This is a genomic window from Thioclava litoralis, assembly GCF_045278885.1.
Lineage (GTDB): Bacteria > Pseudomonadota > Alphaproteobacteria > Rhodobacterales > Rhodobacteraceae > Thioclava > Thioclava litoralis.
This window is the reverse complement of sequence record NZ_CP135443.1, coordinates 674,871-699,098: the sequence shown is the minus strand read 5'-3', so window position 1 is coordinate 699,098 and position 24,228 is coordinate 674,871. Positions and strand designations below refer to the sequence as shown.

Below are 24,228 nucleotides of genomic sequence, written 5' to 3'. Positions count from 1 at the left end.
CCGGTGGCGAGTATTGACAACCTGATAGAAAGCGAACGGGGAACCGAATGCCGACAATCCAGCAGCTGATCCGCAAACCGCGTCAGCCGAAAGTGCAGCGCTCTAAGTCGCAGCACCTCCAGCAGTGCCCGCAAAAACGTGGCGTCTGCACGCGTGTGTACACCACCACGCCGAAGAAACCGAACTCCGCTATGCGTAAAGTCGCCAAAGTGCGTCTGACGAATGGCTTCGAGGTCATTTCCTACATCCCGGGCGAAAAGCACAACCTGCAAGAGCACTCTGTTGTTCTGATCCGCGGCGGCCGTGTGAAAGACCTTCCGGGTGTCCGTTACCACATCCTGCGCGGTGTGCTGGATACCCAAGGTGTTAAAGATCGTCGTCAACGTCGCTCCAAATACGGCGCGAAGCGTCCGAAGTGATCGTAGGAAAGGGATACACATATGTCTCGTCGTCACGCCGCTGAGAAGCGCGAAGTTCTCCCGGACGCCAAATTTGGTGACCGCGTTCTGACCAAGTTCATGAATAACCTGATGATCGACGGTAAGAAATCTACCGCCGAACGCATCGTCTACAACGCACTGGATCGCGTCGAAGGCAAGCTCAAGCGCGAGCCGATCGAAGTGTTCCACGAAGCCCTCGACAACGTGAAGCCGGCTGTTGAAGTCCGTTCGCGTCGTGTGGGTGGTGCAACCTACCAAGTTCCGGTCGAAGTTCGTCCGGCACGCCGCGAGGCGCTGGCAATCCGCTGGCTGATCTCGGCTGCACGTGGTCGCAATGAAAACACCATGGAAGAGCGTCTTGCAGGCGAACTTCTGGACGCGGTGAATTCGCGCGGTACGGCAGTTAAGAAACGCGAAGACACGCATAAAATGGCCGACGCGAACAAAGCGTTCAGCCATTATCGCTGGTAAACCCAACGGAAGGACGCCCTATGGCACGCGACTATCCCCTTCAGCGGTACCGCAACTTCGGGATCATGGCCCACATCGATGCGGGCAAGACCACCACGACGGAGCGGATCCTCTACTACACCGGCAAGTCCCACAAAATCGGCGAAGTCCACGACGGCGCCGCAACCATGGACTGGATGGAGCAGGAGCAGGAACGCGGCATCACGATCACGTCTGCTGCGACCACGACTTTCTGGCAGCGTCAGGAAGATCCGACCGCAGAAGGCACCTCGGACACCAAGTACCGCTTCAACATCATCGACACCCCCGGCCACGTGGACTTCACCATCGAGGTGGAACGTTCGCTGGCCGTGCTTGACGGCGCAGTTTGCCTTCTCGACGCCAACGCAGGCGTTGAACCGCAGACCGAAACCGTTTGGCGTCAGGCTGACCGCTACAAGGTTCCGCGGATCGTGTTCGTCAACAAGATGGACAAGATCGGTGCGGATTACTTCAACTGCGTCAAAATGATCAAGGACCGCACCGGTGCCACCCCGGCACCCGTCTGTCTGCCGATCGGCGCAGAAGATAAGCTTGAAGGCATCATCGACCTGATCAAGATGGAAGAATGGGTCTGGAAAGGTGAAGACCTCGGCGCAAGCTGGGCTCGTGAACCGATCCGTGCCGATCTTCAGGACATGGCAGACGAGTGGCGCGCCAACCTCATCGAGATTGCTGTAGAGCAAGACGATGATGCGATGGAAGCCTATCTCGAAGGCAACGAGCCCGACGAGGACACCCTGCGGAAACTGATCCGTAAGGGCACCCTGTCGCTTTCGTTCGTGCCGGTTTTCGCCGGTTCGGCCTTCAAGAACAAGGGCGTCCAACCGCTGCTGAACGCGGTTATCGACTTCCTTCCCTCGCCGCTCGACGTGCCCGCCTATACCGGCTTCGCACCCGATGACGAGACCGAAACGCGTAACATCGAACGTCATGCGTCCGATGAGGAACCCTTCTCGGGTCTCGCGTTCAAAATCATGAACGACCCCTTCGTGGGCTCGCTGACCTTCACCCGTATCTACTCGGGCGTGCTGAAGAAGGGCGATTCCGTCCTGAACTCCACGAAGGGCAAGAAAGAGCGCATCGGTCGTATGATGATGATGCACGCGATCAACCGTGAAGAGATCGAAGAAGCATTCGCAGGCGACATCATCGCGCTGGCTGGCCTCAAAGAGACCACCACCGGTGACACCCTCTGTGATGCATCCAAGCCCGTCGTTCTCGAAACGATGACCTTCCCGGAGCCGGTGATCGAGATCGCCGTGGAACCGAAGTCCAAAGCCGACCAAGAGAAAATGGGCATCGCCCTGGCTCGCCTGGCAGCAGAAGACCCGTCCTTCCGCGTCGAGACCAACTTCGAATCCGGTCAGACCATCATGAAGGGCATGGGCGAACTTCACCTCGACATCCTTGTTGACCGCATGAAGCGCGAATTCAAGGTCGAGGCGAATATCGGTGCTCCGCAGGTGGCGTATCGCGAGACCATCTCGATGCCGGCAGAGATCGACTACACGCACAAGAAACAAACCGGTGGTACCGGTCAGTTCGCGCGCGTGAAACTGGCGATCACTCCGACCGAGCCGGGCGAAGGTTACTCGTTCGAATCGAAAATCGTTGGTGGTGCTGTTCCGAAGGAATACATCCCGGGCGTCGAGAAGGGCATCCAGTCGGTTATGGACTCCGGTCCGCTGGCAGGCTTCCCGGTTATCGACTTCAAGGTCGCACTGCTTGACGGCGCGTTCCACGATGTCGACTCGAGCGTTCTGGCCTTCGAAATCGCAACCCGTGCCGCAATGCGCGAAGGTCTTCGTAAGGCCGGTGCAAAGCTGCTCGAGCCGATGATGAAAGTGGAAGTCGTGACGCCGGAAGAATATACCGGTTCGATCATCGGCGACCTGACCTCGCGTCGTGGTATGGTTCAAGGGCAAGACACCCGCGGCAACGCGAATGTCATCAACGCCTTCGTTCCGCTCGCCAATATGTTCGGCTACATCAACAACCTGCGCTCCATGTCTTCGGGCCGCGCAGTGTTCACGATGATCTTCGCGCATTACGAAGCCGTTCCGCAGAACATCTCGGACGAAATCCAGAAACAATACGCCTGATCTATATGCGTCCGCGGTAGCCCCGCGGGCGCACCCCTTAGATCAGTACCCTGTGACAGGAGGCCATTATGGCAAAGGAAAAGTTTGAACGTAACAAACCGCACGTCAACATCGGCACCATCGGCCACGTTGACCACGGTAAAACCACGCTGACCGCTGCAATCACCAAATATTTCGGTGACTTCAAAGCCTACGACCAGATCGACGGCGCACCGGAAGAAAAAGCACGCGGCATCACCATCTCGACCGCACACGTCGAGTACGAGTCGGAAACCCGCCACTACGCGCACGTCGACTGCCCCGGCCACGCTGACTATGTGAAAAACATGATCACCGGTGCGGCACAGATGGACGGCGCGATCCTGGTTGTGAACGCAGCTGACGGCCCGATGCCGCAGACCCGCGAGCACATCCTGCTGGGCCGTCAGGTTGGCATCCCCTATATGGTCGTTTACCTGAACAAGGTTGATCAGGTGGATGACGAAGAGCTGCTGGAACTGGTGGAAATGGAAGTTCGTGAACTTCTGTCGTCCTACGACTTCCCCGGCGACGATATTCCGATCATCAAGGGTTCGGCTCTGGCCGCTCTGGAAGGTCGCGATCCGGAAATCGGCGAGAACTCGATCCGTGAGCTGATCGCAGCTGTCGACGAATACATCCCGACCCCGGCACGTGCTGTTGACCAGCCCTTCCTGATGCCGATCGAAGACGTGTTCTCGATCTCGGGCCGTGGTACCGTTGTGACCGGTCGTGTCGAGCGCGGCGTGATCAACGTTGGCGACGAACTGGAAATCGTTGGTATCCGCGACACCAAGAAAACGACCTGCACCGGTGTGGAAATGTTCCGCAAGCTGCTGGATCGTGGTGAAGCAGGCGACAACATCGGCGCCCTGCTGCGCGGTATCGACCGTGAAGGCGTTGAGCGTGGTCAGGTTCTGTGTAAGCCGGGTTCGGTCAAGCCGCACACCAAGTTCGAAGCAGAAGCCTATATCCTCACCAAAGAGGAAGGTGGCCGTCACACGCCGTTCTTCGCGAACTACCGTCCGCAGTTCTACTTCCGCACCACGGACGTCACCGGGACCGTTACGCTGCCGGAAGGCACCGAGATGGTTATGCCGGGCGACAACCTGAAGTTCGAAGTCGAACTGATCGCACCGATCGCTATGGAAGACGGTCTGCGCTTCGCAATCCGCGAAGGCGGTCGTACCGTTGGCGCAGGCGTTGTGTCGAAAATCCTCGCATAATCCTTCGGGAGAATGCGCGATACGGAAGGGCGGCCTTTGGGCCGCCCTTTTGCTTTGCGCCCCTTGTGGTCTGGCGGGGGAGGGGCGCTGCTTTTGGTCGATGCCCTTCTGAGCGTTGTTCCTGCCCGCGACGCGCGCTAGATAGAGGGCAGTCACCGAAGGAGCGCGCCGATGCCTGCCAGCCCGATCAAACTCTCGCATATCCTGACCGGTCCTGCGGCGGCCACTGATCTGCAAGGGGCGGATGAGGCACAGATCGTTGAAGCCCTGCGCGACGAGCGCCTGGCCTGGGTGCATCTGGATGGCACCCATCCCGAAGCGCAGGACTGGATCCGGCAGGAGTTGGACTATCTTGAACCGCAAGCGGTGGAGGCCCTGCTTGACCGAGATACGCGTCCGCGCACCACGGTGATCGGCGAGGGCATTTTGCTTATCCTGCGTGGGATCAACTTCAATGACGGGGAAGATCCCGAGGACATGGTGTCGGTCCGTATCTATGCCGATGCACGGCGGATCGTGACCATTGCGCGCAAGCGGGTCCGCGCGATCGAGCGGATGGATGATGCGATCAGGGCGGGGCGGGTGCCTGGTGATGCAGGGCTGTTCGTTGTGCGCCTGACCGAGGATATCGTCGAACGGATCGGCACGTTCCAGAGCGAGTTGGACGAACATGCCGAGGCGCTGGAGGATAAGGTCTACGGACAGGGCGGGGACCATTTGCGGCGCGATGTGCTGGATCTGCGGCTACAGGTCATCGCGATCCGGCGCTATCTCGGGCCGCAACGCGATGCGCTGTTGAAAGCGGCGCAGTCGAACTGCCCCCTGGTGACATCCGAGGTCCGGCGGGAACTGGAAGAAGAAGCCGTGAAAATGACGCGGATTTCGGAAGATATGGACGAGCTCCGCGATCAGGCGCAGGTGCTGCGCGAAGAGCTTTCGACCCAGCTTTCGGATCGGGTGAACCGCAATACGTTCGTGCTGTCCGTGGTGTCGGTAATTTTCCTGCCGCTCGGGTTTCTGACGGGGCTTTTCGGGGTGAATATCGGCGGAATGCCGGGGTTGAATGACGATAATGCCTTCATGTGGCTTTGCCTGTGGTGCATCGGGCTGGTGCTGGTGCAGCTGGTCTTCATGTGGCGGCTGTTCACGCTGGGCCGTCAATAGGCGGGCCATCAATAGGAGGGAGGGTCGGCCGTTGCCCGTTGGGGCAACGGCGATTGGCTCAGGCGGCTTCGGCGCGACGGTGATGGGGGCCTTCCTCCACCTCTTCGATAATCTTGCCCACGAAAGCCTTCAGATCACCGGGGTTGCGCGAGGTGATCAGCCCCAGATCATTCACCACCTCCGCATCGCGCCACTGCGCACCGGCATTGAGAAGGTCTGTCTTGATTGACGGGTAGGAGGTGACGTGGCGCCCCGCAACAACCCCCGCCTCGATCAGGAGCCAAGGTCCGTGACAGATGGCGGCGACGATTTTCTTGGCGTTAAAAAGTTGCGGATCAGATTTACCGCCTCCGGCTTCGTTCGGAGAATATCGGGGTTGATCTGCCCGCCCGGCAGCACAATCGCATCAAACTCTTCCAGTTTGACATCGCTGATCGCAAGATCGCTGGCAACGGTTTCGCCCCAATCCTTTTCGTCCCAACTGCGGATCGCGGCCCCGTCGGGCGAGGCCACCACCACCTGCGCGCCTGCCTCGCGGAGCGCATCCCGTGGAACCATCAGTTCGGACTTCTCGAACCCGTCCGTCGCGATGATAAGGATTTTGCTGTCGGTGATCTCGGGCATGGTCTATTCCTTTTGCGATGGGTGTTGCGATGGGTGGGCCGTTTTGCAACGGGTGCTGCGCGGGCCCTGATTGCCGACCCAACGCAAGGGCGCGAGGCTTGTTCCGCTGGGCCTCACGCGCGATGGAGGTGGACGGCCCTTCGCGCGCCCCTTCCGGCCCGTGGCACGAAGGAGCCAAGAAAAAATACGGCAACGGGCCAGCACGGGTTGACAGAATCCTTTATCGGGCCTATTGGCGCAGCCTGATCTATCCATAAGATCTAAAGGTTCGAAGCAGGCACCACATACGGTGCTGTCTGCCTCTCAACCTTCACGCCATGCGAGAGGCATGACATATGAACGGTCAAAACATCCGCATCCGGCTGAAGGCGTTCGATTACCGCGTACTGGATGCCAGCACGCAGGAAATCGTTAACACCGCAAAGCGCACGGGTGCACAGGTTCGCGGCCCGATTCCGCTGCCGAACAAAGTTGAGAAATTCACGGTTCTCCGTGGTCCGCACATCGACAAGAAGTCGCGCGACCAGTGGGAAATCCGTACGCATAAGCGTATGCTCGACATCGTCGACCCGACCCCGCAAACCGTTGACGCACTGATGAAGCTCGACCTCGCCGCTGGCGTGGATGTCGAGATCAAGGTCTAAGGGAGAGTCACGATGCGGACTGGTGTTATCGCCAAGAAGCTGGGCATGACCCGGCTTTTCCTTGAAGACGGCAAGCAGGTTCCTGTTACCGTTCTTCAACTCGACAACCTGCAAGTCGTTGCTCAACGTACCACCGATCGCGATGGTTACGTTGCTGTGCAGCTGGGTGCAGGCGACGCAAAAGCAAAGCGCGTAAGCGCAGCTGAGCGTGGTCACTTCGCGAAAGCTTCCGTTGCGCCCAAGCGCAAGGTTGCTGAATTCCGCGTATCCGAAGAAAACCTGATCGAAGTCGGTTCGGAAATCGCTGCAAACCACTACAATGAAGGCCAGTTCGTGGATATCGCGGGCACCTCCATCGGTAAAGGTTTTGCGGGTGCGATGAAGCGCCACAACTTCGGCGGTCTGCGTGCATCGCACGGTGTGTCGATTTCGCACCGTTCGCACGGTTCGACCGGTCAATGTCAGGATCCGGGTAAGGTCTTCAAAGGCAAGAAGATGGCTGGCCATCTTGGTGCCGTTCGTGTGACCACCCAGAACCTGCAAGTCGTTCGCACCGATGCAGAGCGCGGCCTGATCCTTGTTAAAGGTTCGGTTCCGGGTTCCAAAGGCGGTTGGGTCACGATCAAGGACGCGGTCAAGAAACCGCTGCCCGAGAACGTTCCGATGCCGGCGGCTCTGAAAGGCGCGGCTGCTCCTGCCGAAGAAGCTCCGGCAGAAGGGGGTGAAGCATGAAACTTGATGTGATCAAGCTCGACGCTGGCAAAGCTGGCGATATCGAACTGGCAGACGACATCTTCGGTCTTGAGCCGCGCGCAGACATTCTGCACCGCGTTGTTCGCTGGCAGCGTGCGAAAGCACAAGCCGGTACGCACTCGACGCTCGGCAAGTCGGACGTGTCCTACTCGACCAAGAAGATCTACCGCCAAAAAGGCACCGGTGGCGCACGTCACGGTTCCAAGAAGGCTCCGATCTTCCGTCACGGTGGTGTGTACAAGGGCCCGACCCCGCGTTCGCACGCGCACGATCTGACGAAGAAGTTCCGCGCTCTGGGTCTGAAGCATGCTCTGTCGTCCAAAGCGGCAACCGGCAATCTGGTGGTTCTCGAGGATATCAACCTCGGCGAATCGAAAACCAAAGCGCTGGCTAAAGCGGCTAAGGAACTGGGCTGGAAAAAGGTCCTGATCATCGACGGTGCTGACGTGAACGACAACTTCGCGAAAGCAGCTCGTAACATCGAAGGTATCGATGTTCTGCCGTCGATGGGCGCCAACGTTTATGACATCCTCAAGCGTGAGACCCTGGTCCTCACCAAAGCGGGCGTCGAAGCACTGGAGGCTCGCCTGAAATGAGCGCGAAACCCGAACATTACGACGTGATCGTCAAGCCGATCATCACCGAAAAAGCGACGCTGGCGTCGGAAAACGGTGCGGTTGTCTTCGAAGTCGCCAAAGACTCCTCGAAGCCCGAGATCAAGGCAGCGGTCGAGACCCTCTTCAATGTCAAGGTGAAAGCCGTCAACACGACGATCACCAAAGGCAAGAACAAGCGTTTCCGCGGTATCGCGGGCAAGCGCTCGGACGTGAAGAAGGCCTATGTGACCCTCGAAGAAGGCAACACGATCGACGTGACCACCGGTCTGTGATCTGTTGATCCTTATGACTTCGGAGAGCCCCTGCATTTGCGGGGGCTTTTCTTTTGGGCGATAGGGCAGGGGGCTAGAGAATAGCGTCTTGCATCAAGGGCTTGGCTTGTGGCCTTAAATATAAGGTCACAAAGCGCCAAATGGGCCAATTCAGCAGTAGACGGATTGGCTTCTTTTTGGTAGCTACGCGCATCGCCAGAGGCTTCGGATTCGTCCGGGGCCGGTTGGCGTTGTTATCTGGGGACCTTAGGGGCCCTTCACATAAGGCGGTACAACCCGCCTTCAGCTAACGGAAGACAGAAAGCATGGCACTTAAGTCGTATAAACCGACTACGCCGGGCCAGCGTGGGCTGGTTCTGATCGACCGTTCGGAGCTTTGGAAAGGCCGTCCGGTCAAAGCCCTCACCGAGGGTTTGACGAAGACTGGTGGCCGGAACAACACCGGACGCGTCACGATGTGGCACAAGGGTGGCGGCGCGAAGCGTCTCTACCGTATCGTTGACTTCAAGCGTCGCAAATTTGACGTTCCGGCTATCGTCGAGCGCATCGAATACGACCCGAACCGGACCGCGTTCATCGCGCTGATCCGCTACGAAGATGGCGAAGCCGCTTATATCCTCGCACCGCAACGTCTCGCTCTCGGCGATAAAGTTGTGTCGGGCGAGAAGGTCGATATCAAGCCGGGTAACGCAATGCCGTTCTCGGGTATGCCGATCGGTACCATCGTTCACAACATCGAACTGAAGCCGGGTAAAGGCGGTCAGATCGCACGCGCAGCTGGCACCTATGCCCAGTTCGTGGGTCGTGATGGTGGCTACGCTCAGATCCGTCTTTCCTCGGGCGAGCTGCGTCTTGTGCGTCAGGAATGCATGGCCACCATCGGTGCCGTGTCGAACCATGACCACTCGAACCAGAACCTCGGTAAAGCAGGTCGTAAGCGTCACATGGGCGTCCGCCCGACCGTTCGCGGCGTTGCAATGAACCCGATCGACCACCCGCATGGTGGTGGTGAAGGCCGGACCTCCGGTGGCCGTCACCCGGTTACCCCGTGGGGCAAGCCGACCAAGGGCAAACGCACCCGTACGAACAAGTCGACGGATAAATATATCCTGCGCTCGCGTCACGCGAAGAAGAAGGGTCGTTAAGATATGTCTCGTTCTGTTTGGAAAGGCCCCTTCGTCGATGCCTATCTGCTGAAAAAAGCAGAGAAAGCGCGCGAGTCGGGCAAAAGCGAAGTGATCAAGATCTGGTCGCGTCGCTCGACCATCCTGCCGCAATTCGTTGGCCTCACCTTCGGGGTCTACAATGGTCAGAAGCACATCCCGGTCGCTGTGACCGAGGAAATGATCGGTCAGAAGTTCGGTGAATATTCGCCGACCCGTACCTATTACGGTCACGCTGCTGACAAGAAAGCCAAGAGGAAGTAATCGTCATGGGTAAGGAAAAGAATCCGCGCCGCGTGGCGGATAACGAAGCAATGGCAAAATCGCGCATGCTTCGCACCTCGCCGCAGAAACTGAATCTCGTTGCAGCGATGATCCGCGGCAAGAAGGTCGACAAGGCTCTGGCCGATCTGACCTTCTCGAAGAAGCGTATCGCGATCGACGTGAAGAAGTGCCTGCAATCGGCTATCGCCAATGCGGAAAACAACCACGGTCTGGACGTTGACGAGCTGGTCGTCGCGGAAGCATGGGTTGGTAAGAACCTGGTCATGAAGCGCGGTCGCCCGCGTGCCCGTGGTCGCTTCGGCAAGATCATGAAGCCGTTTTCGGAGCTCACCATCAAGGTGCGTCAGGTTGAGGAGCAAGCATAATGGGTCATAAGGTAAATCCGATCGGTATGCGTCTCCAGGTCAACCGCACCTGGGACAGCCGCTGGTTCGCTGAAAGCAAGGATTTCGGTGATCTTCTTCTGGAAGACATCAAGATCCGCGAGTTCATCAAGGACGAAGCGAAACAAGCTGGCATCTCGCGCGTGATCATCGAGCGCCCGCACAAAAAGTGCCGTGTGACCATTCACGCAGCACGTCCGGGTGTGATCATCGGCAAAAAAGGCGCCGATATCGAAGCTCTGCGCAAGAAGCTTGCAAACTTCACCGACAGCGAACTTCACCTGAACATCGTTGAAGTCCGTAAGCCGGAAATCGACGCGCAACTGGCCGCAGAGTCCATCTGCCAACAGCTCGAGCGTCGTGTGTCCTTCCGTCGTGCGATGAAGCGTACCGTTCAGAACGCGATGCGCATGGGTGCTCTTGGTATCCGTGTAAACGTTGCCGGCCGTCTGGGCGGTGCCGAGATCGCGCGTACCGAATGGTATCGTGAAGGTCGCGTTCCGCTGCACACGCTGCGTGCGGATATCGACTATGCACATTGCGAGGCAATGACCCCCTACGGGATCATCGGCGTCAAAGTGTGGATCTTCAAAGGCGAGATCATGGAACATGATCCGCAGGCACGTGAGCGCAAAGCTGCTGAAGCCCAAGAGGGTCCGGCACCGCGCGGTCCGCGCCGTGAGCGCGAGCGCTGAGGGGTATTAGACCATGTTGCAACCGAAACGGACGAAGTTCCGCAAACAGCACAAAGGCCGGATCCACGGTGAAGCCAAAGGCGGCACCGATCTGAACTTTGGTCACTTTGGTCTGAAGGCGATTGAGCCCGAGCGTGTTACTGCGCGCCAGATCGAAGCTGCCCGTCGTGCAATCAACCGTCACATGAAGCGCCAGGGCCGCGTTTGGATCCGGATCTTCCCGGATACCCCGGTCACCGCGAAACCGACCGAAGTCCGTATGGGTAAAGGTAAAGGTTCCGTGGATTTCTGGGCAGCGAAAGTGAAGCCCGGCCGCGTGATGTTCGAAATCGACGGCGTGAACGAGACCATCGCACGTGAGGCCCTGCGCCTTGGTGCTGCGAAGCTCCCGGTCGCGACCCGCATCGTCGAGCGTCAGGACTGGTAAGTCAGGTCCACCTAAATTGAAGCAAGGCGCGGGGGATTTCTCTCCCGCGCCTTGTTTTATTCCAACACCCCTTGCCAGATTGGCTCGATGATGGTAGTTGGCCGGTGTTCCTGGCAACAGGATCGACATAACCCACCAGAATCAGGGTCACCCCAAGCGTGTATACGCACCCAAGCGGGGCCCTCTGGTGCCATTTAAAGGACCAAAGGCATGAAAGCCCAAGAACTCAAGGCCAAGACGGCCGATGAGCTCCGTGACGAGCTTGTCGCGCTGAAAAAGGAAGCGTTTAACCTCCGCTTTCAGGCAGCCACCAACCAGCTGGAAAACACCGCTCGCATGCGCGCCGTCCGTCGTGACGTTGCTCGCGTGAAAACCGTGTTGACCCAAAAAGCTGCTGAAGCTGCTGCGAACTGAGGAATCTTCCCATGCCCAAACGTATCCTTCAAGGCGTCGTGACCTCGGACAAGAACGAACAGACGATCACCGTCTCTGTCGAGCGCCGTTTCACGCACCCCGTTCTGAAAAAGACCATTCGTAAATCCAAGAAGTATCGTGCGCATGACGCGAACAATGCTTTCAAGGTGGGTGACACTGTTCGTATCGAAGAGTGCGCGCCGATTTCGAAGACCAAGCGCTGGACGGTCGTCGTCGAAGCCTGATTTCCGCAAGGAATTCAGGCCCGGCGATAAACACCAGTTTATCGAAACCCTGGGGCGCCAACTGCATGGTCGTCTCCAAAGGTCGGGAGTAACCCTATGATCCAGATGCAGAGCAATCTGGATGTTGCTGACAATTCCGGTGCTCGGAAAGTTCAGTGCATCAAGGTTCTGGGTGGTTCGCACCGTCGCTATGCGTCGGTCGGCGACATTATCGTCGTCTCCGTCAAGGAAGCCATTCCGCGTGGCCGTGTGAAAAAAGGGGACGTGCGTAAAGCCGTCGTCGTTCGCACCGCCAAAGAAGTTCGTCGTGAAGATGGCACCGCCATCCGTTTCGACTCGAACGCAGCAGTTATCCTGAACAACAACGGCGAGCCCGTTGGTACCCGTATCTTCGGACCGGTTGTTCGCGAACTGCGCGCCAAGAACTTCATGAAAATCATCTCGCTTGCTCCGGAGGTGCTGTAATGGCTGCTAAACTCCGCAAAGGTGATAAGGTTGTTGTTCTGTCCGGTAAGGACAAAGGCAAACAGGGTGAGATCACCTCGGTTATGCCGGCTTCGAACAAAGCCGTGGTCGATGGCGTGAACGTCGCGATCCGTCACACGCGCCAAACCCAAACGAGCCAAGGTGGCCGTCAGCCGAAGGCAATGCCGATCGACCTGTCGAACCTCGCTCTGCTGGATGCAAACGGTAAAGCAACCCGCGTCGGCTTCCGCATGGAAGACGGCAAAAAGGTTCGTTTCGCCAAGACCACGGGGGACGTTATCTGATGCTCGACCTCGCAACTTACACTCCGCGCCTGAAAGGCGAGTACGAATCCAAGATCCGTGCTGCCATGAAGGAAGAGTTCGGTCTGAAAAACGACATGATGATCCCGAAGATCGAAAAGATCGTGATCAACATGGGCGTTGGCGAAGCCACGAAAGACACCAAAAAAGTCAAGCAAGCCGCTGAAGAGCTGACGCTCATCGCCGGTCAGAAGGCTGTCATGACGAAAGCGAAGAAGTCCATCGCAGGCTTCCGCGTTCGTGAAGAGATGCCGCTTGGCTGCAAGGTGACCCTGCGCGGCACCCGTATGTACGAATTCCTCGACCGCCTGATCAACGTGGCACTGCCGCGCGTCCGCGACTTCCGCGGCGTGAAGCCGTCCTTCGATGGTCGTGGTAACTTCGCAATGGGTCTCAAAGAACAGATCGTGTTCCCCGAGATCGATTTCGACAAAGTCGACGAAGTTCTGGGTATGGACATCATCATCGTGACCACGACCAATGATGACGCGCAGGCGAAGTCGCTTCTGAAGCACTTCAACATGCCGTTCTCGGCCTGATCGCGAGGAGAGTGAACAATGGCTAAGAAATCCATGGTTGCGCGCGAAGTGAAGCGTGAGCGTCTTGTTAAACAATACGCCGCGAAACGCGCCGCACTGAAAGAAGTCATCGCCGATCAGGATCGTCCGATGGAAGAGCGCTTCAAAGCTTCCCTGAAGCTGGCAGAACTGCCGCGCAACTCCTCGGCTGTCCGCTTGCACAACCGTTGCCAGCTGACCGGTCGTCCCCACGCTTACTACCGTAAGCTCAAAGTCTCGCGTATCAAGCTGCGTGACCTGGCCTCCTTCGGTCAGATCCCCGGCATGGTCAAGTCGAGCTGGTAAGGAGGTCTCGTATGTCTATGAACGATCCTCTCGGCGATATGCTGACCCGCATCCGCAACGCGCAAATGCGCGGCAAGTCCACCGTCAAAACCCCCGCGTCGAAACTGCGCGCATGGGTTCTCGACGTGCTTGCAGCGGAAGGCTATATCCGCGGCTACGAGTCGACCACCGACTCGCGCGGTCTGCCTGAAATCACCATCAGCCTGAAATACTACGAAGGCACCCCGGTCATCCGCGAACTCAAGCGCGTTTCGACCCCGGGCCGTCGTGTGTACATGGCTGCGAAAGACGTCCCGTCGGTCCGTCAGGGCCTCGGCGTTTCCATCGTCTCCACGTCCAAGGGCGTGATGTCGGATGCAGATGCTCGCAACGCCAATGTTGGCGGCGAAGTCCTCTGCACCGTCTTCTAAGGAGGTAGCCGATGTCTCGTATTGGTAAGAAGGCAGTGGAACTTCCGAGCGGTGTGACCGCTTCGGTGTCCGGCCAGACCATCGAAGTGAAAGGCCCGAAAGGGACCCGTCACTTCACCGCCACCGACGATGTCAGCCTTTCGGTTGAAGGTTCTTCGGTTTCCGTGACCCCGCGTGGCCTGTCCAAGCGTGCGCGTCAGCAGTGGGGTATGGCCCGCTCGATGATCGCGAACCTTGTGACCGGCGTCACCGTTGGCTTCAAGAAAGAGCTCGAAATTCAGGGTGTGGGTTACCGCGCCACGATGCAGGGCAACACTCTGAAGCTGGCACTGGGCTATTCGCATGATGTGGACTTCGCTGTTCCGGCTGGTGTGACCATCACCTCGCCGAAAAACACCGAGATCGTCATCGAAGGCATCGACCAACAGCTCGTTGGTCAGGTTGCTGCGAATATCCGCGAGTGGCGTGCGCCCGAGCCCTATAAAGGCAAAGGCATCCGCTACAAGGGTGAGTATGTCTTCCGTAAGGAAGGCAAGAAGAAGTAAGGGGCGCGAAAATGGCGAACAAGAAAAGAGAACTGTTCCTGAAGCGCCGCCTGCGCGTGCGGAACAAACTGCGCAAAATGGCCAATGGCCGTGCGCGTCTGTCGGTTCACCGCTCGTCGAAAAACATCAGCGTCCAGCTGATCGACGATCTGAACGGTGTGACCCTTGCAGCGGCTTCGACCCTCGAGAAGGATCTGGGCCTTGTTGGCAAAAACAACGTGGAAGCAGCGACCAAGATCGGTGCAACCATCGCGGAACGTGCCAAGGCTGCAGGCGTCGAAGAGTGCTATTTCGACCGTGGCGGTTTCCTGTTCCACGGGAAAATCAAGGCACTGGCCGATGCAGCTCGCGAAGGCGGTCTGAAGTTCTGATCCTCTCTGCCGCAAGGCAGGGTGATCGAAATCTTGCGAAGGGCGCGGCAATGCGCCCTTCGATTTTAGAGCAGGGGGCAACCCCTCGATGATCCAGGGATGCAAATCCACTTGGATTGGGAAAAGGACTTCGGTCCATATCAGGAGATGTTTTCATGGCAGAACGTGAAAACCGCCGGGATCGCCGCGAGCGCGAAGAGACCCCGGAATTCGCAGATCGTCTTGTCGCGATCAACCGCGTGTCGAAAACCGTCAAAGGCGGTAAACGTTTCGGCTTCGCAGCACTCGTCGTCGTTGGCGACCAGCGCGGCCGCGTCGGTTTCGGCAAAGGCAAAGCGAAAGAGGTGCCGGAGGCAATCCGTAAGGCGACCGAGCAAGCAAAGCGCAACATGTTCCGTGTTCCGCTGCGTGATGCGCGTACCCTGCACCACGATATCGAAGGCCGTCACGGCGCTGGCCGCGTGATCATGCGCACCGCACCTGCCGGTACCGGTATCATCGCGGGTGGTCCGATGCGTGCCGTCTTCGAAATGCTGGGCGTTCAGGACGTGGTTGCCAAGTCGACCGGTTCGCAGAACCCCTACAACATGATCCGTGCGACGCTTGATGCGCTTCGTCAGGAACAAAGCCCCCGTAACGTCGCGGCTCGCCGTGGCAAGAAAGTGGCTGACATCCTGAAGAAGCCGGAAGCCGAATCGGCTGACGCGTAAGGAGATCAGGACATGGCTATTATCGTTGTGAAACAAATCGGTTCGCCGATCCGCCGTCCCGCTTCTCAGCGCGCTACGCTGAAAGGCCTCGGTCTGAACAAGATGAACCGCACCCGCGAGCTCGAAGACACCCCCGCCGTCCGCGGCATGGTGAACTCGATCCCGCACCTCGTTGCGATCATCGAAGAAAAAGCCTGATTTTATTCAGAGTTTTTGACAAAGCGCCCCGGCATCGTCCGGGGCGTTTTTGTACCTGTCTCCCTTTCCAGAGGTATGAAGATGGATATGAAAGACCAGAAGGCCGAGACCTTCCAGATTTTCGCCGAGATTGCCAAGATGGATGCTGTGCCCGCCGAAGGCGTCGTGGCGTTCCAGTTTGTCATGGATGATGACGGGGCGAATTGGGACGACCTGTCCGATGCGGCCGAGGCCCTTGGGTATGGCGTCGAGTTCTACGAGGCGCAGGATGACGAGGATGAGGCCGTGGCCGAGATCACGACGCCGGTTATCACGCTGGATGCTGAGACCCTCTGGGCACATGAGGAAAAGCTGACGCTTCTGGCGTCGATTCATGGTTTCGCGCCGGATGGCTGGGCCTTTTCGGGACGCTGACAGATGAGGGCATTCCTTACCGGTTTGGCGGCGGCAGTTCTGCTTGGTGGCTGTATGGCATCGCAGGCACCCGAGACCTACACACGCGACACCTATGCTGTCAGCGCGGTGCCTGCGTGGTCGTCCGCACCTACGTCGGCGGTGCCTGCGTCGGCGGCGCCTGTCTCGGCGGTTCCTGTCTTGGCGGGCGGTGCGGTGCATCGGGTGAGCGTCTCCAAAGGGTCGAGCCCGCTTTGGGATCAGGACGCGGTGATGGAGCGGCAGATTGCGCGAAGGGCTACAAAGAGCTGTGGCTCTGCGGGCTATCGCGAAATCGGTCGCGTGCTGGCCAGTGTCTACCAGATCGGGGGCGGGACCCAGTTCAATTACGACGTGACAATTCAGTGTCGCACGTGATGCAAAGCGGTTGCTTGCAGGGCAGGGCCTCTGCTATAGCGACCCGTGGCTCCTTCGGGGGCCTCGAATCAATTGCGTAAGCAAAACAAGAAATGCCGAGTCTGGCCCAGCTACGCTTCTGGGGTCATGTCCGGCGAGAGGAGAAGCGATATGAAACTTCACGAACTCCGCGATAACGCGGGCGCAGCCCAGAAGAAAAAACGCGTTGCACGCGGTCCGGGCTCGGGCAAAGGTAAAACCGCTGGTCGCGGTATCAAAGGTCAGAAGTCGCGTTCGGGCGTTGCACTGAACGGCTACGAGGGTGGCCAAATGCCGCTGTACCGTCGTCTGCCGAAGCGTGGCTTCACCAAGCCGAACGCCAAGCATTTCGCGGTTGTGAACCTCGGCCTGATCGAGAAATTCATCGAAGCGGGCAAGATCGATGCGAAAGCAGAGATCAATGAAGACGTGCTGGTTGCTTCGGGTCTCGTGCGTCGTAAACTGGACGGCGTGCGCGTTCTGGCAAAAGGCGAAGTCAAATCCGCTCTGACCCTGAACGTCACCGGTGCTTCGAAATCGGCTGTTGAGGCTGTCGAAAAAGCAGGCGGTAAACTCACCGTTGCGGCTGCCGCTGCCGAGTAAGGCTGAATAAGCTGTTGTGAGCGGGCGCGTGCCCGCTTACATAGGCATAGGTTTTCTGGCGCCGCCGATCGGGAACCCGGTCTGGCGGCGCTGACATGAAAGAGACAGGCATATGGCATCTGCTGCAGAGCAAATGGCGGCGAACCTCTCTTGGGGCGCCCTGGGCAAGGCCACCGAGCTTCGCCAACGGATTTTCTTCACCATCGGTCTGCTGATCATCTACCGGTTGGGGACCTATATCCCTGTACCGGGGATCGACGCACAGGCCCTGCGCGACTTTATGGAGAACGCAGGCTCGGGTCTCGGGGGCATCCTGTCGATGTTCACCGGCGGTGCGCTTGGCCGCATGGGTATTTTTGCTCTGGGCATCATGCCGTATATCTCGGCCTCCATCATCGTTCAGTTGCTGGCCGCTATGGTTCCGGCGCTGGAGCAGATGAAGAAAGAGGGCGAACAGGGCCGCAAGAAGATCAACCAGATCACCCGCTATGGCACCGTGGCCCTTGCGACCTTCCAGGCCTTCGGTCTTGCAAAATCGCTGGAAGCCGGTGGGTTGGCGCATGATCCGGGCATGTATTTCCAAGCGGCTGTGGTGATCACGCTGGTTGGTGGCACCATGTTCCTGATGTGGGTCGGCGAACAGATCACGTCGCGCGGTATCGGTAACGGCATCTCGCTGATCATCTTCGTCGGCATCGTGGCCGAGATTCCTGCGCATTTCGCAAGCTTCCTTGCGCAAGGCCGTGCGGGGGCGATCTCGCTTCCGGCAACCATTGCCGTGATCGTCATGATCATTGCGGTCATCGGTTTCGTGGTCTTCATGGAACGCGCTCTGCGCAAGATCCACATCCAATATCCGCGCCGTCAGGTGGGGATGAAAATCTATGATGGCGGCTCGTCGCACCTGCCGATCAAGGTGAACCCCGCAGGTGTTATCCCTGCGATCTTCGCCTCGTCGCTTCTGCTGCTGCCGACCACCATTGCGACATTCTCGGGCGGGAATACCGGCCCCGTGATGTCGACCATTCTGGCTTATTTCGGGCCGGGTCAGCCGCTTTATCTGCTGTTCTACGTGGCGATGATCGTGTTCTTCGCATATTTCTACACGGCGAACGTTTCTTTCAAATCGGATGAAGTCGCGGACAATCTCAAGAACCAAGGCGGTTTTATTCCGGGCATCCGTCCCGGCAAGAAAACCGAAGATTACCTTGATTACGTGGTTTCGCGCGTGCTGGTGATCGGTTCGGCATATCTGGCGGCGGTCTGCCTGCTGCCGGAAATCCTCCGCTCTTCGCTTTCGATCCCGTTCTATTTTGGCGGCACCTCGGTTCTGATCATCGTTTCTGTGACGATGGACACGATCAATCAGGTGCAGTCGCATCTTCTTGCGCACCAATACGAAGGTCTGATCGAAAAATCTCAACTTCGTGGTAAGCGCAAGAAGTCCGGTCGTAAGGCCCCCGCGCGCCGCTGAAAGGAAAGACATCATGACCAATATCATCTTGCTTGGCCCGCCCGGGGCCGGCAAAGGCACCCAGGCAGGTAAGCTTGTCGCAGATCGCGGGATGGTCCAGCTGTCCACTGGCGATATGCTGCGCGAGGCCAAGACCTCCGGCACCGAGATGGGCAACAAGGTTGCCGAGGTGATGGATCGTGGCGAGCTGGTCACCGATGATATCGTGATCGGCCTGATCGAAGAGAAGCTATCCTCGGATGAGGGCAACGGGTTCATCTTCGACGGCTTCCCGCGCACGTTGGGGCAGGCGGATGCGCTGAACGCGCTTCTGGCGCGTATGGGGCAGAAGCTGGATGCCGTGATCGAGCTGGTTGTCGATGATGCCGTTCTGGTGAACCGCATTGTCGGGCGCGCCGAAGAGGCCCGTGCGGCAGGTCAGCCGGTCCGTAAGGATGACAATGCCGAAGTCTTCGGCGACCGCCTGCGCGAGTATTACAAAAAGACCTCGCCGCTGATCGGTTATTATTATCACGCGGGCGATCTGTTCCGCGTTGATGGTCTGGCTGAAATCGGCACGGTCTCGGCGCAGATCGCGGCGATCCTTGATCAGCAAGAATAATGCATAGAGAGGCTTGACCTGAAGGAGGATACCTCGTAGGTGCAAGTCTCTCTTATGAGAATCAATTTTTCGATGGGTCAGTCGGTCTGTCGGAATCAGGGTCCGGAACATGAGGTTTCGGGCCATCTGTTGTGAAAAAAGGTTCTGGTACTACGGAACCGCAACGTGAAGGAAGAACGCTTTGGCACGTATTGCTGGCGTCAACATTCCGACCGGGAAACGCGTCCCGATCGCATTGACCTACATCACCGGTATCGGCAACGACACCGCCCGTAAAATCTGCGAAGCCGTCAACATCGACGTGACCCGTCGTGTGAACGAGCTGTCGGATGCGGAAGTCCTTTCGATCCGCGAATATATCGACGCAAACCTCACCGTTGAAGGTGACCTGCGCCGTGAAGTTCAAATGAACGTCAAACGTCTGATGGACCTGGGCTGCTACCGCGGTCTGCGTCACCGCCGGAACCTGCCGGTTCGCGGTCAGCGTACCCATACCAATGCTCGTACCCGTAAGGGCCCGGCAAAAGCCATCGCTGGCAAGAAGAAGTAAGGGGAGGCTTGACACATGGCACGTGATAAGGTCCGCACGAAGCGTAAAGAGCGCAAGAACATCGCCGCTGGTGTTGTTCATGTGAACTCGTCGTTCAACAACACCAAGATCCTGATCTCTGACGTTCAGGGCAACGCCATCTCGTGGTCGTCCTCGGGCACCATGGGCTTCAAGGGTTCGCGTAAATCGACCCCCTACGCCGCTCAGATGGCTGCAGAAGATGCTGCACGCAAAGCACAAGAGCACGGTCTGCGCACCGTAGACGTCGAAGTTCAAGGCCCCGGTTCGGGTCGTGAATCGGCTCTGCGCGCACTGGCTGCTGTCGGTCTGGCTGTCACCTCGATCCGTGACGTCACCCCGATCGCGCATAACGGCTGCCGTCCGCCGAAGCGCCGCCGCGTCTGATTTCTGAATTCCGGTTGGGCCGTGTGGGATTTCCCGCGCGGCCCAATCGTGTCCGCATTCTATCCTCGGGCGTTCCCTGCTTAGGACATGGGCTGGGAACAGGTATGGAGGCACTGCATGATCCACAAGAATTGGGCCGAGCTGATCAAGCCGACGCAGCTGGAAGTAAAACCGGGTAACGATCCGGAGCGTCAGGCTTCGCTCGTTGCAGAACCGCTTGAGCGTGGTTTTGGTCTCACCCTGGGGAACGCGCTGCGCCGCGTTCTGCTGTCCTCGCTGCAAGGCGCGGCCATCACCAGCGTACAAATCGACAATGTGCTCCACGAGTTCTCCAGCGTGGCCGGTGTGCGTGAAGACGTCACCGACATCGTGCTGAACCTCAAGGGCGTGTCGCTGCGTATGGATGTCGAAGGCCCCAAACGCGTGTCGATCTCGGCCAAAGGTCCGGGCGTTGTGACCGCTGGCGACATCTCCGAGACCGCAGGCATCGAAGTTCTGAACAAAGAGCATGTCATCTGCCACCTTGATGATGGTGCCGACCTGTTCATGGAGCTGACCGTCAATACCGGCAAAGGCTATGTCGCTGCCGATAAGAACCGTCCGGAAGACGCGCCCATCGGTCTGATCCCGATCGACGCGATCTATTCGCCGGTGAAAAAGGTCGCCTACGAAGTCACCCCGACCCGTGAAGGTCAGGTGCTGGACTATGACAAGCTGACCATGAAGATCGAAACCGATGGCTCGATCACGCCGGAAGACGCCGTGGCATTTGCTGCGCGCATCCTGCAAGACCAGCTGTCGATCTTCGTCAACTTCGAAGAGCCCGAATCGGCCTCGAAGCAGGACGCGGAAGACGGCCTCGAGTTCAACCCGCTCCTTCTCAAGAAGGTCGACGAGCTGGAACTCTCGGTCCGTTCGGCAAACTGCCTCAAGAACGACAATATCGTCTATATCGGCGACCTCATCCAGAAAACCGAAGCCGAGATGCTCCGCACCCCGAACTTCGGCCGCAAGTCGCTGAACGAGATCAAGGAAGTGCTTTCGGGCATGGGGCTGCATCTCGGGATGGAAGTCGAAGACTGGCCGCCGGAAAATATCGAAGATCTGGCCAAGCGTTTCGAAGATCAGTTCTGATCTTCCGCTTACAGGCTTGACGGATAGGGGGGCGTGGGCTACACGCCCCCCCATTCAATGCCAGCGCAGGCTGGGAATATCGGGCTCCGCCCCAACTGAGGCACCGGCACGCATCGGTCGCCCTGACAAAGCAAAACGCAATTACGGAGAATTCACATGCGTCACGCTCGCGGTTACCGCCGTCTCAACCGTACCCATGAACACCGCAAGGCGCTGTTCTCGAACATGGCTGGCTCGCTCATCGAGCACGAGCAAATCAAAACCACCCTGCCGAAAGCAAAAGAGCTTCGTCCGGTGATCGAAAAGCTGATCACGCTGGCAAAGCGCGGCGACCTGCACGCACGTCGTCAGGCAGCAGCCCAGCTGAAGCAGGACAAAGACGTGGCCAAACTCTTCGAAGTTCTCGGCCCGCGTTTCAAAGACCGTCAAGGTGGCTATGTTCGCGTTCTGAAAGCCGGCTTCCGTTATGGCGATATGGCTCCGATGGCGATCATCGAGTTCGTCGAGCGCGATTCCTCGGCAAAAGGTGCGGCAGACCGTGCGCGCCTCGAAGCTGAAGAAGCAGCGGCAGAATAATCGGACCTTTCGGTCTGATAAGATCAAACCCCGCCCGTTTGGGCGGGGTTTTTCAATGGTTTATTTAAGATTTTAGTGGAAAGGTGAAATAGGGGGCGCCGCAACTGGTGAAGTGGCGCATTATTTGGTGCGCTGTTTGATTTCTTGGCAGACCGGTAGGCCTTTGGCTTGGGCTGGCTGCTTCTTTTAGTTAAACGTTAGGCTGCCATGTCTTTTGATTCTAAAACGCAAGGTCTGCTTGATGAGCTCAACGAGCTCGCGCCAGCCGGATTTATGGTTGGTTTGCACGTCCGTTTTGCGCAGGCACGCATTTATCATACGAGTTATGATCCCAAATGGATCCAGCTTTACAACGAGCGGTCCTATTATCTGCGCGATCCCGTGGTCTTCTGGGGGATTTCCCATACGGGGCGGGTCCGCTGGAGCGAGATCCGGTTTCCCGATCCTTTCGGCATCTTCGAGCAGGCGCGCCGTTTCGGGCTGAATTACGGTGCGGTTGCGGGGGTCGGGCCGATGTCGTCGCGTTCGATCGTCGGGATTTCCCATACCGGGCGTGAATTTACCGATGACGAGCTGGCCACGCTAGAGCGCATCACCCATATCCTGCACGAGCATCACGAGGAAAGTCTTTCGCTGACCGATGCGCAGGCAGAGGCGCTGCGCCTTCTGGCCGCAGGGGACCGGCATACAGCGGCGGCGGCGCGTCTGGGCATTACCGAAAGCGCGTTCAAGGCGCGGCTCAAATCGGCGCGTATCCGGTTGAGTGCCCGCACCACGTCAGAGGCGATCCGCAAGGCGCGTGAACACCGCCTGATCTAGGGGGTCCTTTTGGCGCGTAGCTTGGCGAACCAGTCGATCCGTTTGCGCATCTCGCGTTCGAACCCGCGGTCGGGCGGGTCGTAAAGCTGCGTTCGCGGGACGTTGTCGGGGAAGTAGTTCTGGCCGGAGAACCCGTCTTCGGCATCATGGTCATAGGCATAGCCCTCGCCATAGCCTTGCTCTTTCATCAGGCTGGTCGGCGCATTGAGGATATGTTTCGGCGGCGGGGCCGACCCCGTCTGCTTCGCCAGCGCCCGCGCCCCTTTATAGGCCACATAGCCCGCATTGGATTTCGGGGCCAAGGCCAGATAGATCACTGTCTGCGCCAGCGCCAATTCGCCTTCAGGCGAACCGATACGCTCGTAGATTTCCCATGCATGCAGCGCGTGGCTTTGCGCCTGCGGGTCGGCCAGCCCGATATCTTCCACCGCCATGCGCACGAACCGCCGCGCCAGATAGCGCGGGTCTTCGCCGCCCTCCAGCATCCGCGCATACCAGTAGAGCGCGGCGTCAGGGTCGGAGCCGCGCACCGATTTATGCAGCGCCGAGATCAGGTTGTAATGCTCGTCTCCCGTCTTGTCATATTGAGCCGCGCGGCGTTGCAGGCGTTGGGCCAGCTCTTTGGCATCCATCGGCTGGCTGGTGCGGATGGCGGCCACCTGTTCGACAAGGTTCAGCATCGCGCGCCCGTCGCCATCGGCCATAGCCACCAGCGTGGCACGCGCCTCCTCGGTCAGGGGCAGGGGCGTCCCGCGGGCGGCTTCGGCGCGGGTCAGCAGCTCGCCCAACGCGGCTGCGTCCAGCCGGTGCAGCACCATCACCTGCGCGCGGGACAGAAGGGCGCGGTTCAGCTCGAAGCTGGGGTTCTCGGTGGTCGCTCCCACGAGCACGATGGTGCCATCCTCCATATGTGGCAGGAAGCCGTCCTGCTGGGCCTTGTTGAAACGGTGGATCTCGTCCACGAATAGCAGCGTGCCCTGACCCGCGCGCTGGCGGGTCTTGGCGGCGTCAAACACCTTGCGCAATTCGGGCACACCCGAAAAGATCGCGCTGATCTGGACGAAGTGGCGGTCGGAGGCATCCGCCAGCAGCCGCGCGATGGTTGTCTTGCCCACCCCCGGCGGCCCCCAGAGGATCATCGAGGACAGTTTGCCAGTGGCCAGCATCCGCCCCAGAGGCGCATCGGGGGCAAGAATATGCGTCTGGCCGATCACCTCGCTCAGGTCTTTCGGGCGCAGGCTATCCGCCAAAGGCCGGTCGCGCGATTCGCTGGCGCGGGCGGGCGGCGTGGAGGCGGGCATCTCGGGGCTATTGTCGAACAGATCATTCATATCGGCACAGTAATCCCGATATTGCACGAGATGAATA

General features: G+C 58.6%; 36 protein-coding genes and 1 pseudogene. 35 read left to right on the top strand and 2 right to left on the bottom strand.

The window, feature by feature from the left end:
• The first annotated feature begins 47 nt into the window (after positions 1–47).
• The 5 genes from rpsL (at position 48) to RPE78_RS03385 (ending at position 5,463) form a co-directional block, all read left to right on the top strand.
• The gene (gene rpsL, locus RPE78_RS03405) at positions 48–419 is read left to right on the top strand and encodes a 30S ribosomal protein S12 (RefSeq protein ID WP_096433949.1); all 372 of its coding nucleotides are present in this window, start codon (positions 48–50) and stop codon (positions 417–419) included.
• 21 nt (positions 420–440) lie between these two features.
• A complete protein-coding gene (rpsG, locus tag RPE78_RS03400; RefSeq protein WP_339108094.1) occupies positions 441–911 on the top strand; it encodes a 30S ribosomal protein S7 in 471 nt (156 codons plus the stop codon).
• Between the two features lie 20 nt (positions 912–931).
• Positions 932–3,055: an elongation factor G gene (gene fusA, locus RPE78_RS03395; RefSeq protein WP_339108093.1), complete on the top strand. Its 2,124-nt coding sequence runs from the start codon at positions 932–934 to the stop codon at positions 3,053–3,055.
• Between the two features lie 68 nt (positions 3,056–3,123).
• Entirely contained in the window at positions 3,124–4,299 is a 1,176-nt protein-coding gene (gene tuf / locus RPE78_RS03390) for an elongation factor Tu (RefSeq protein WP_339108092.1), read from the top strand.
• A gap of 171 nt (positions 4,300–4,470) precedes the next feature.
• Positions 4,471–5,463 (top strand): zinc transporter ZntB, encoded by a 993-nt coding sequence (locus tag RPE78_RS03385; RefSeq protein ID WP_339108091.1) that lies wholly within the window; start codon positions 4,471–4,473, stop codon positions 5,461–5,463.
• A 58-nt stretch (positions 5,464–5,521) separates the two neighbouring features.
• Here RPE78_RS03385 and RPE78_RS03380 read toward each other — a convergent pair.
• Positions 5,522–6,087: pseudogene (locus RPE78_RS03380) on the bottom strand (type 1 glutamine amidotransferase domain-containing protein).
• Between the two features lie 335 nt (positions 6,088–6,422).
• Here RPE78_RS03380 and rpsJ point away from each other — a divergent pair.
• The 30 genes from rpsJ to RPE78_RS03230 all read left to right on the top strand — a co-directional run bounded on the left by rpsJ (position 6,423) and on the right by RPE78_RS03230 (position 22,860).
• Positions 6,423–6,731 (top strand): 30S ribosomal protein S10, encoded by a 309-nt coding sequence (gene rpsJ, locus RPE78_RS03375; protein WP_339108089.1) that lies wholly within the window; start codon positions 6,423–6,425, stop codon positions 6,729–6,731.
• A gap of 12 nt (positions 6,732–6,743) precedes the next feature.
• A complete protein-coding gene (rplC, locus tag RPE78_RS03370; RefSeq protein ID WP_339108088.1) occupies positions 6,744–7,463 on the top strand; it encodes a 50S ribosomal protein L3 in 720 nt (239 codons plus the stop codon).
• Positions 7,460–8,080, top strand: a complete 621-nt coding sequence (gene rplD / locus RPE78_RS03365) for a 50S ribosomal protein L4 (RefSeq protein WP_339108087.1) — start codon at positions 7,460–7,462, stop codon at positions 8,078–8,080. The genes rplC and rplD overlap by 4 nt, the downstream gene beginning before the upstream one ends.
• Positions 8,077–8,373: a 50S ribosomal protein L23 gene (locus tag RPE78_RS03360; protein WP_339108086.1), complete on the top strand. Its 297-nt coding sequence runs from the start codon at positions 8,077–8,079 to the stop codon at positions 8,371–8,373. The genes rplD and RPE78_RS03360 overlap by 4 nt, the downstream gene beginning before the upstream one ends.
• A gap of 305 nt (positions 8,374–8,678) precedes the next feature.
• Positions 8,679–9,518: a 50S ribosomal protein L2 gene (gene rplB / locus RPE78_RS03355; RefSeq protein ID WP_339108085.1), complete on the top strand. Its 840-nt coding sequence runs from the start codon at positions 8,679–8,681 to the stop codon at positions 9,516–9,518.
• A 3-nt stretch (positions 9,519–9,521) separates the two neighbouring features.
• Positions 9,522–9,800 carry a 30S ribosomal protein S19 gene (gene rpsS, locus RPE78_RS03350; RefSeq protein ID WP_339108084.1) on the top strand — a complete coding sequence of 93 codons (279 nt, stop codon included), beginning with the start codon at positions 9,522–9,524 and terminating at the stop codon, positions 9,798–9,800.
• A 5-nt stretch (positions 9,801–9,805) separates the two neighbouring features.
• Positions 9,806–10,186, top strand: a complete 381-nt coding sequence (gene rplV, locus RPE78_RS03345; protein WP_339108083.1) for a 50S ribosomal protein L22 — start codon at positions 9,806–9,808, stop codon at positions 10,184–10,186.
• Positions 10,186–10,899, top strand: coding sequence for a 30S ribosomal protein S3 (rpsC, locus tag RPE78_RS03340; protein ID WP_339108082.1), 714 nt, complete (start codon positions 10,186–10,188; stop codon positions 10,897–10,899). The genes rplV and rpsC overlap by 1 nt, the downstream gene beginning before the upstream one ends.
• Positions 10,900–10,912: 13 nt before the next feature.
• Entirely contained in the window at positions 10,913–11,326 is a 414-nt protein-coding gene (gene rplP, locus RPE78_RS03335; protein WP_339108081.1) for a 50S ribosomal protein L16, read from the top strand.
• A 210-nt stretch (positions 11,327–11,536) separates the two neighbouring features.
• Complete coding sequence (gene rpmC / locus RPE78_RS03330; RefSeq protein WP_339108080.1) at positions 11,537–11,740, top strand: 50S ribosomal protein L29; 204 nt, start codon at positions 11,537–11,539, stop codon at positions 11,738–11,740.
• Between the two features lie 11 nt (positions 11,741–11,751).
• Complete coding sequence (rpsQ, locus tag RPE78_RS03325) at positions 11,752–11,985, top strand: 30S ribosomal protein S17 (protein ID WP_339108079.1); 234 nt, start codon at positions 11,752–11,754, stop codon at positions 11,983–11,985.
• A 96-nt stretch (positions 11,986–12,081) separates the two neighbouring features.
• Positions 12,082–12,450 carry a 50S ribosomal protein L14 gene (rplN, locus tag RPE78_RS03320; RefSeq protein WP_406721234.1) on the top strand — a complete coding sequence of 123 codons (369 nt, stop codon included), beginning with the start codon at positions 12,082–12,084 and terminating at the stop codon, positions 12,448–12,450.
• Positions 12,450–12,755: a 50S ribosomal protein L24 gene (gene rplX, locus RPE78_RS03315; protein ID WP_339108077.1), complete on the top strand. Its 306-nt coding sequence runs from the start codon at positions 12,450–12,452 to the stop codon at positions 12,753–12,755. Before rplN ends, rplX begins: the two co-directional genes overlap by 1 nt.
• On the top strand, positions 12,755–13,312 hold the full coding sequence (rplE, locus tag RPE78_RS03310) for a 50S ribosomal protein L5 (protein WP_339108076.1): 558 nt from the start codon (positions 12,755–12,757) through the stop codon (positions 13,310–13,312). The genes rplX and rplE overlap by 1 nt, the downstream gene beginning before the upstream one ends.
• Before the next feature lie 18 nt (positions 13,313–13,330).
• Complete coding sequence (rpsN, locus tag RPE78_RS03305) at positions 13,331–13,636, top strand: 30S ribosomal protein S14 (protein ID WP_339108075.1); 306 nt, start codon at positions 13,331–13,333, stop codon at positions 13,634–13,636.
• Positions 13,637–13,647: 11 nt separating this feature from the next.
• Complete coding sequence (gene rpsH / locus RPE78_RS03300; RefSeq protein ID WP_339108074.1) at positions 13,648–14,046, top strand: 30S ribosomal protein S8; 399 nt, start codon at positions 13,648–13,650, stop codon at positions 14,044–14,046.
• 11 nt (positions 14,047–14,057) lie between these two features.
• Positions 14,058–14,591 (top strand): 50S ribosomal protein L6, encoded by a 534-nt coding sequence (gene rplF / locus RPE78_RS03295; RefSeq protein ID WP_339108073.1) that lies wholly within the window; start codon positions 14,058–14,060, stop codon positions 14,589–14,591.
• An 11-nt stretch (positions 14,592–14,602) separates the two neighbouring features.
• Complete coding sequence (rplR, locus tag RPE78_RS03290) at positions 14,603–14,962, top strand: 50S ribosomal protein L18 (protein WP_339108072.1); 360 nt, start codon at positions 14,603–14,605, stop codon at positions 14,960–14,962.
• A gap of 155 nt (positions 14,963–15,117) precedes the next feature.
• Positions 15,118–15,672, top strand: coding sequence for a 30S ribosomal protein S5 (rpsE, locus tag RPE78_RS03285; protein WP_339108071.1), 555 nt, complete (start codon positions 15,118–15,120; stop codon positions 15,670–15,672).
• Positions 15,673–15,684: 12 nt separating this feature from the next.
• Complete coding sequence (gene rpmD, locus RPE78_RS03280; protein ID WP_406721233.1) at positions 15,685–15,870, top strand: 50S ribosomal protein L30; 186 nt, start codon at positions 15,685–15,687, stop codon at positions 15,868–15,870.
• 87 nt (positions 15,871–15,957) lie between these two features.
• The gene (locus RPE78_RS03275) at positions 15,958–16,284 is read left to right on the top strand and encodes a ribonuclease E inhibitor RraB (protein ID WP_339108069.1); all 327 of its coding nucleotides are present in this window, start codon (positions 15,958–15,960) and stop codon (positions 16,282–16,284) included.
• 3 nt (positions 16,285–16,287) lie between these two features.
• Positions 16,288–16,680 (top strand): hypothetical protein, encoded by a 393-nt coding sequence (locus RPE78_RS03270; RefSeq protein ID WP_406721232.1) that lies wholly within the window; start codon positions 16,288–16,290, stop codon positions 16,678–16,680.
• Positions 16,681–16,830: 150 nt separating this feature from the next.
• Complete coding sequence (gene rplO, locus RPE78_RS03265; RefSeq protein ID WP_339108067.1) at positions 16,831–17,301, top strand: 50S ribosomal protein L15; 471 nt, start codon at positions 16,831–16,833, stop codon at positions 17,299–17,301.
• Between the two features lie 112 nt (positions 17,302–17,413).
• Positions 17,414–18,775: a preprotein translocase subunit SecY gene (gene secY, locus RPE78_RS03260; RefSeq protein WP_339108066.1), complete on the top strand. Its 1,362-nt coding sequence runs from the start codon at positions 17,414–17,416 to the stop codon at positions 18,773–18,775.
• Positions 18,776–18,788: 13 nt separating this feature from the next.
• A complete protein-coding gene (locus RPE78_RS03255; protein WP_339108065.1) occupies positions 18,789–19,376 on the top strand; it encodes an adenylate kinase in 588 nt (195 codons plus the stop codon).
• Between the two features lie 181 nt (positions 19,377–19,557).
• Positions 19,558–19,926: a 30S ribosomal protein S13 gene (gene rpsM, locus RPE78_RS03250; RefSeq protein ID WP_339108064.1), complete on the top strand. Its 369-nt coding sequence runs from the start codon at positions 19,558–19,560 to the stop codon at positions 19,924–19,926.
• Positions 19,927–19,941: 15 nt separating this feature from the next.
• Positions 19,942–20,331: a 30S ribosomal protein S11 gene (rpsK, locus tag RPE78_RS03245; RefSeq protein WP_339108063.1), complete on the top strand. Its 390-nt coding sequence runs from the start codon at positions 19,942–19,944 to the stop codon at positions 20,329–20,331.
• A 117-nt stretch (positions 20,332–20,448) separates the two neighbouring features.
• Positions 20,449–21,465 (top strand): DNA-directed RNA polymerase subunit alpha, encoded by a 1,017-nt coding sequence (locus RPE78_RS03240; RefSeq protein WP_339108062.1) that lies wholly within the window; start codon positions 20,449–20,451, stop codon positions 21,463–21,465.
• A gap of 156 nt (positions 21,466–21,621) precedes the next feature.
• The gene (rplQ, locus tag RPE78_RS03235; RefSeq protein ID WP_339108061.1) at positions 21,622–22,041 is read left to right on the top strand and encodes a 50S ribosomal protein L17; all 420 of its coding nucleotides are present in this window, start codon (positions 21,622–21,624) and stop codon (positions 22,039–22,041) included.
• Positions 22,042–22,314: 273 nt separating this feature from the next.
• The gene (locus RPE78_RS03230) at positions 22,315–22,860 is read left to right on the top strand and encodes an autoinducer binding domain-containing protein (protein WP_406721231.1); all 546 of its coding nucleotides are present in this window, start codon (positions 22,315–22,317) and stop codon (positions 22,858–22,860) included.
• On the opposite strand, the gene RPE78_RS03225 is transcribed toward RPE78_RS03230, so the two are convergent.
• The gene (locus tag RPE78_RS03225) at positions 22,857–24,191 is read right to left on the bottom strand and encodes a replication-associated recombination protein A (protein ID WP_406721230.1); all 1,335 of its coding nucleotides are present in this window, start codon (positions 24,189–24,191) and stop codon (positions 22,857–22,859) included. The two genes, RPE78_RS03230 and RPE78_RS03225, sit on opposite strands and share 4 nt — an antisense overlap.
• Between the last annotated feature and the right edge of the window lie 37 nt (positions 24,192–24,228).

Coding starts and splice junctions, on each gene's coding strand:
- rpsL (WP_096433949.1), top strand. CDS start 48: ATGCCGACAATCCAGCAGCTGATCCGCAAACCGCGTCAGCCGAAAGTG.
- rpsG (WP_339108094.1), top strand. CDS start 441: ATGTCTCGTCGTCACGCCGCTGAGAAGCGCGAAGTTCTCCCGGACGCC.
- fusA (WP_339108093.1), top strand. CDS start 932: ATGGCACGCGACTATCCCCTTCAGCGGTACCGCAACTTCGGGATCATG.
- tuf (WP_339108092.1), top strand. CDS start 3,124: ATGGCAAAGGAAAAGTTTGAACGTAACAAACCGCACGTCAACATCGGC.
- RPE78_RS03385 (WP_339108091.1), top strand. CDS start 4,471: ATGCCTGCCAGCCCGATCAAACTCTCGCATATCCTGACCGGTCCTGCG.
- rpsJ (WP_339108089.1), top strand. CDS start 6,423: ATGAACGGTCAAAACATCCGCATCCGGCTGAAGGCGTTCGATTACCGC.
- rplC (WP_339108088.1), top strand. CDS start 6,744: ATGCGGACTGGTGTTATCGCCAAGAAGCTGGGCATGACCCGGCTTTTC.
- rplD (WP_339108087.1), top strand. CDS start 7,460: ATGAAACTTGATGTGATCAAGCTCGACGCTGGCAAAGCTGGCGATATC.
- RPE78_RS03360 (WP_339108086.1), top strand. CDS start 8,077: ATGAGCGCGAAACCCGAACATTACGACGTGATCGTCAAGCCGATCATC.
- rplB (WP_339108085.1), top strand. CDS start 8,679: ATGGCACTTAAGTCGTATAAACCGACTACGCCGGGCCAGCGTGGGCTG.
- rpsS (WP_339108084.1), top strand. CDS start 9,522: ATGTCTCGTTCTGTTTGGAAAGGCCCCTTCGTCGATGCCTATCTGCTG.
- rplV (WP_339108083.1), top strand. CDS start 9,806: ATGGGTAAGGAAAAGAATCCGCGCCGCGTGGCGGATAACGAAGCAATG.
- rpsC (WP_339108082.1), top strand. CDS start 10,186: ATGGGTCATAAGGTAAATCCGATCGGTATGCGTCTCCAGGTCAACCGC.
- rplP (WP_339108081.1), top strand. CDS start 10,913: ATGTTGCAACCGAAACGGACGAAGTTCCGCAAACAGCACAAAGGCCGG.
- rpmC (WP_339108080.1), top strand. CDS start 11,537: ATGAAAGCCCAAGAACTCAAGGCCAAGACGGCCGATGAGCTCCGTGAC.
- rpsQ (WP_339108079.1), top strand. CDS start 11,752: ATGCCCAAACGTATCCTTCAAGGCGTCGTGACCTCGGACAAGAACGAA.
- rplN (WP_406721234.1), top strand. CDS start 12,082: ATGATCCAGATGCAGAGCAATCTGGATGTTGCTGACAATTCCGGTGCT.
- rplX (WP_339108077.1), top strand. CDS start 12,450: ATGGCTGCTAAACTCCGCAAAGGTGATAAGGTTGTTGTTCTGTCCGGT.
- rplE (WP_339108076.1), top strand. CDS start 12,755: ATGCTCGACCTCGCAACTTACACTCCGCGCCTGAAAGGCGAGTACGAA.
- rpsN (WP_339108075.1), top strand. CDS start 13,331: ATGGCTAAGAAATCCATGGTTGCGCGCGAAGTGAAGCGTGAGCGTCTT.
- rpsH (WP_339108074.1), top strand. CDS start 13,648: ATGTCTATGAACGATCCTCTCGGCGATATGCTGACCCGCATCCGCAAC.
- rplF (WP_339108073.1), top strand. CDS start 14,058: ATGTCTCGTATTGGTAAGAAGGCAGTGGAACTTCCGAGCGGTGTGACC.
- rplR (WP_339108072.1), top strand. CDS start 14,603: ATGGCGAACAAGAAAAGAGAACTGTTCCTGAAGCGCCGCCTGCGCGTG.
- rpsE (WP_339108071.1), top strand. CDS start 15,118: ATGGCAGAACGTGAAAACCGCCGGGATCGCCGCGAGCGCGAAGAGACC.
- rpmD (WP_406721233.1), top strand. CDS start 15,685: ATGGCTATTATCGTTGTGAAACAAATCGGTTCGCCGATCCGCCGTCCC.
- RPE78_RS03275 (WP_339108069.1), top strand. CDS start 15,958: ATGAAAGACCAGAAGGCCGAGACCTTCCAGATTTTCGCCGAGATTGCC.
- RPE78_RS03270 (WP_406721232.1), top strand. CDS start 16,288: ATGAGGGCATTCCTTACCGGTTTGGCGGCGGCAGTTCTGCTTGGTGGC.
- rplO (WP_339108067.1), top strand. CDS start 16,831: ATGAAACTTCACGAACTCCGCGATAACGCGGGCGCAGCCCAGAAGAAA.
- secY (WP_339108066.1), top strand. CDS start 17,414: ATGGCATCTGCTGCAGAGCAAATGGCGGCGAACCTCTCTTGGGGCGCC.
- RPE78_RS03255 (WP_339108065.1), top strand. CDS start 18,789: ATGACCAATATCATCTTGCTTGGCCCGCCCGGGGCCGGCAAAGGCACC.
- rpsK (WP_339108063.1), top strand. CDS start 19,942: ATGGCACGTGATAAGGTCCGCACGAAGCGTAAAGAGCGCAAGAACATC.
- RPE78_RS03240 (WP_339108062.1), top strand. CDS start 20,449: ATGATCCACAAGAATTGGGCCGAGCTGATCAAGCCGACGCAGCTGGAA.
- rplQ (WP_339108061.1), top strand. CDS start 21,622: ATGCGTCACGCTCGCGGTTACCGCCGTCTCAACCGTACCCATGAACAC.
- RPE78_RS03230 (WP_406721231.1), top strand. CDS start 22,315: ATGGTTGGTTTGCACGTCCGTTTTGCGCAGGCACGCATTTATCATACG.
- RPE78_RS03225 (WP_406721230.1), bottom strand. CDS start 24,191: ATGAATGATCTGTTCGACAATAGCCCCGAGATGCCCGCCTCCACGCCG.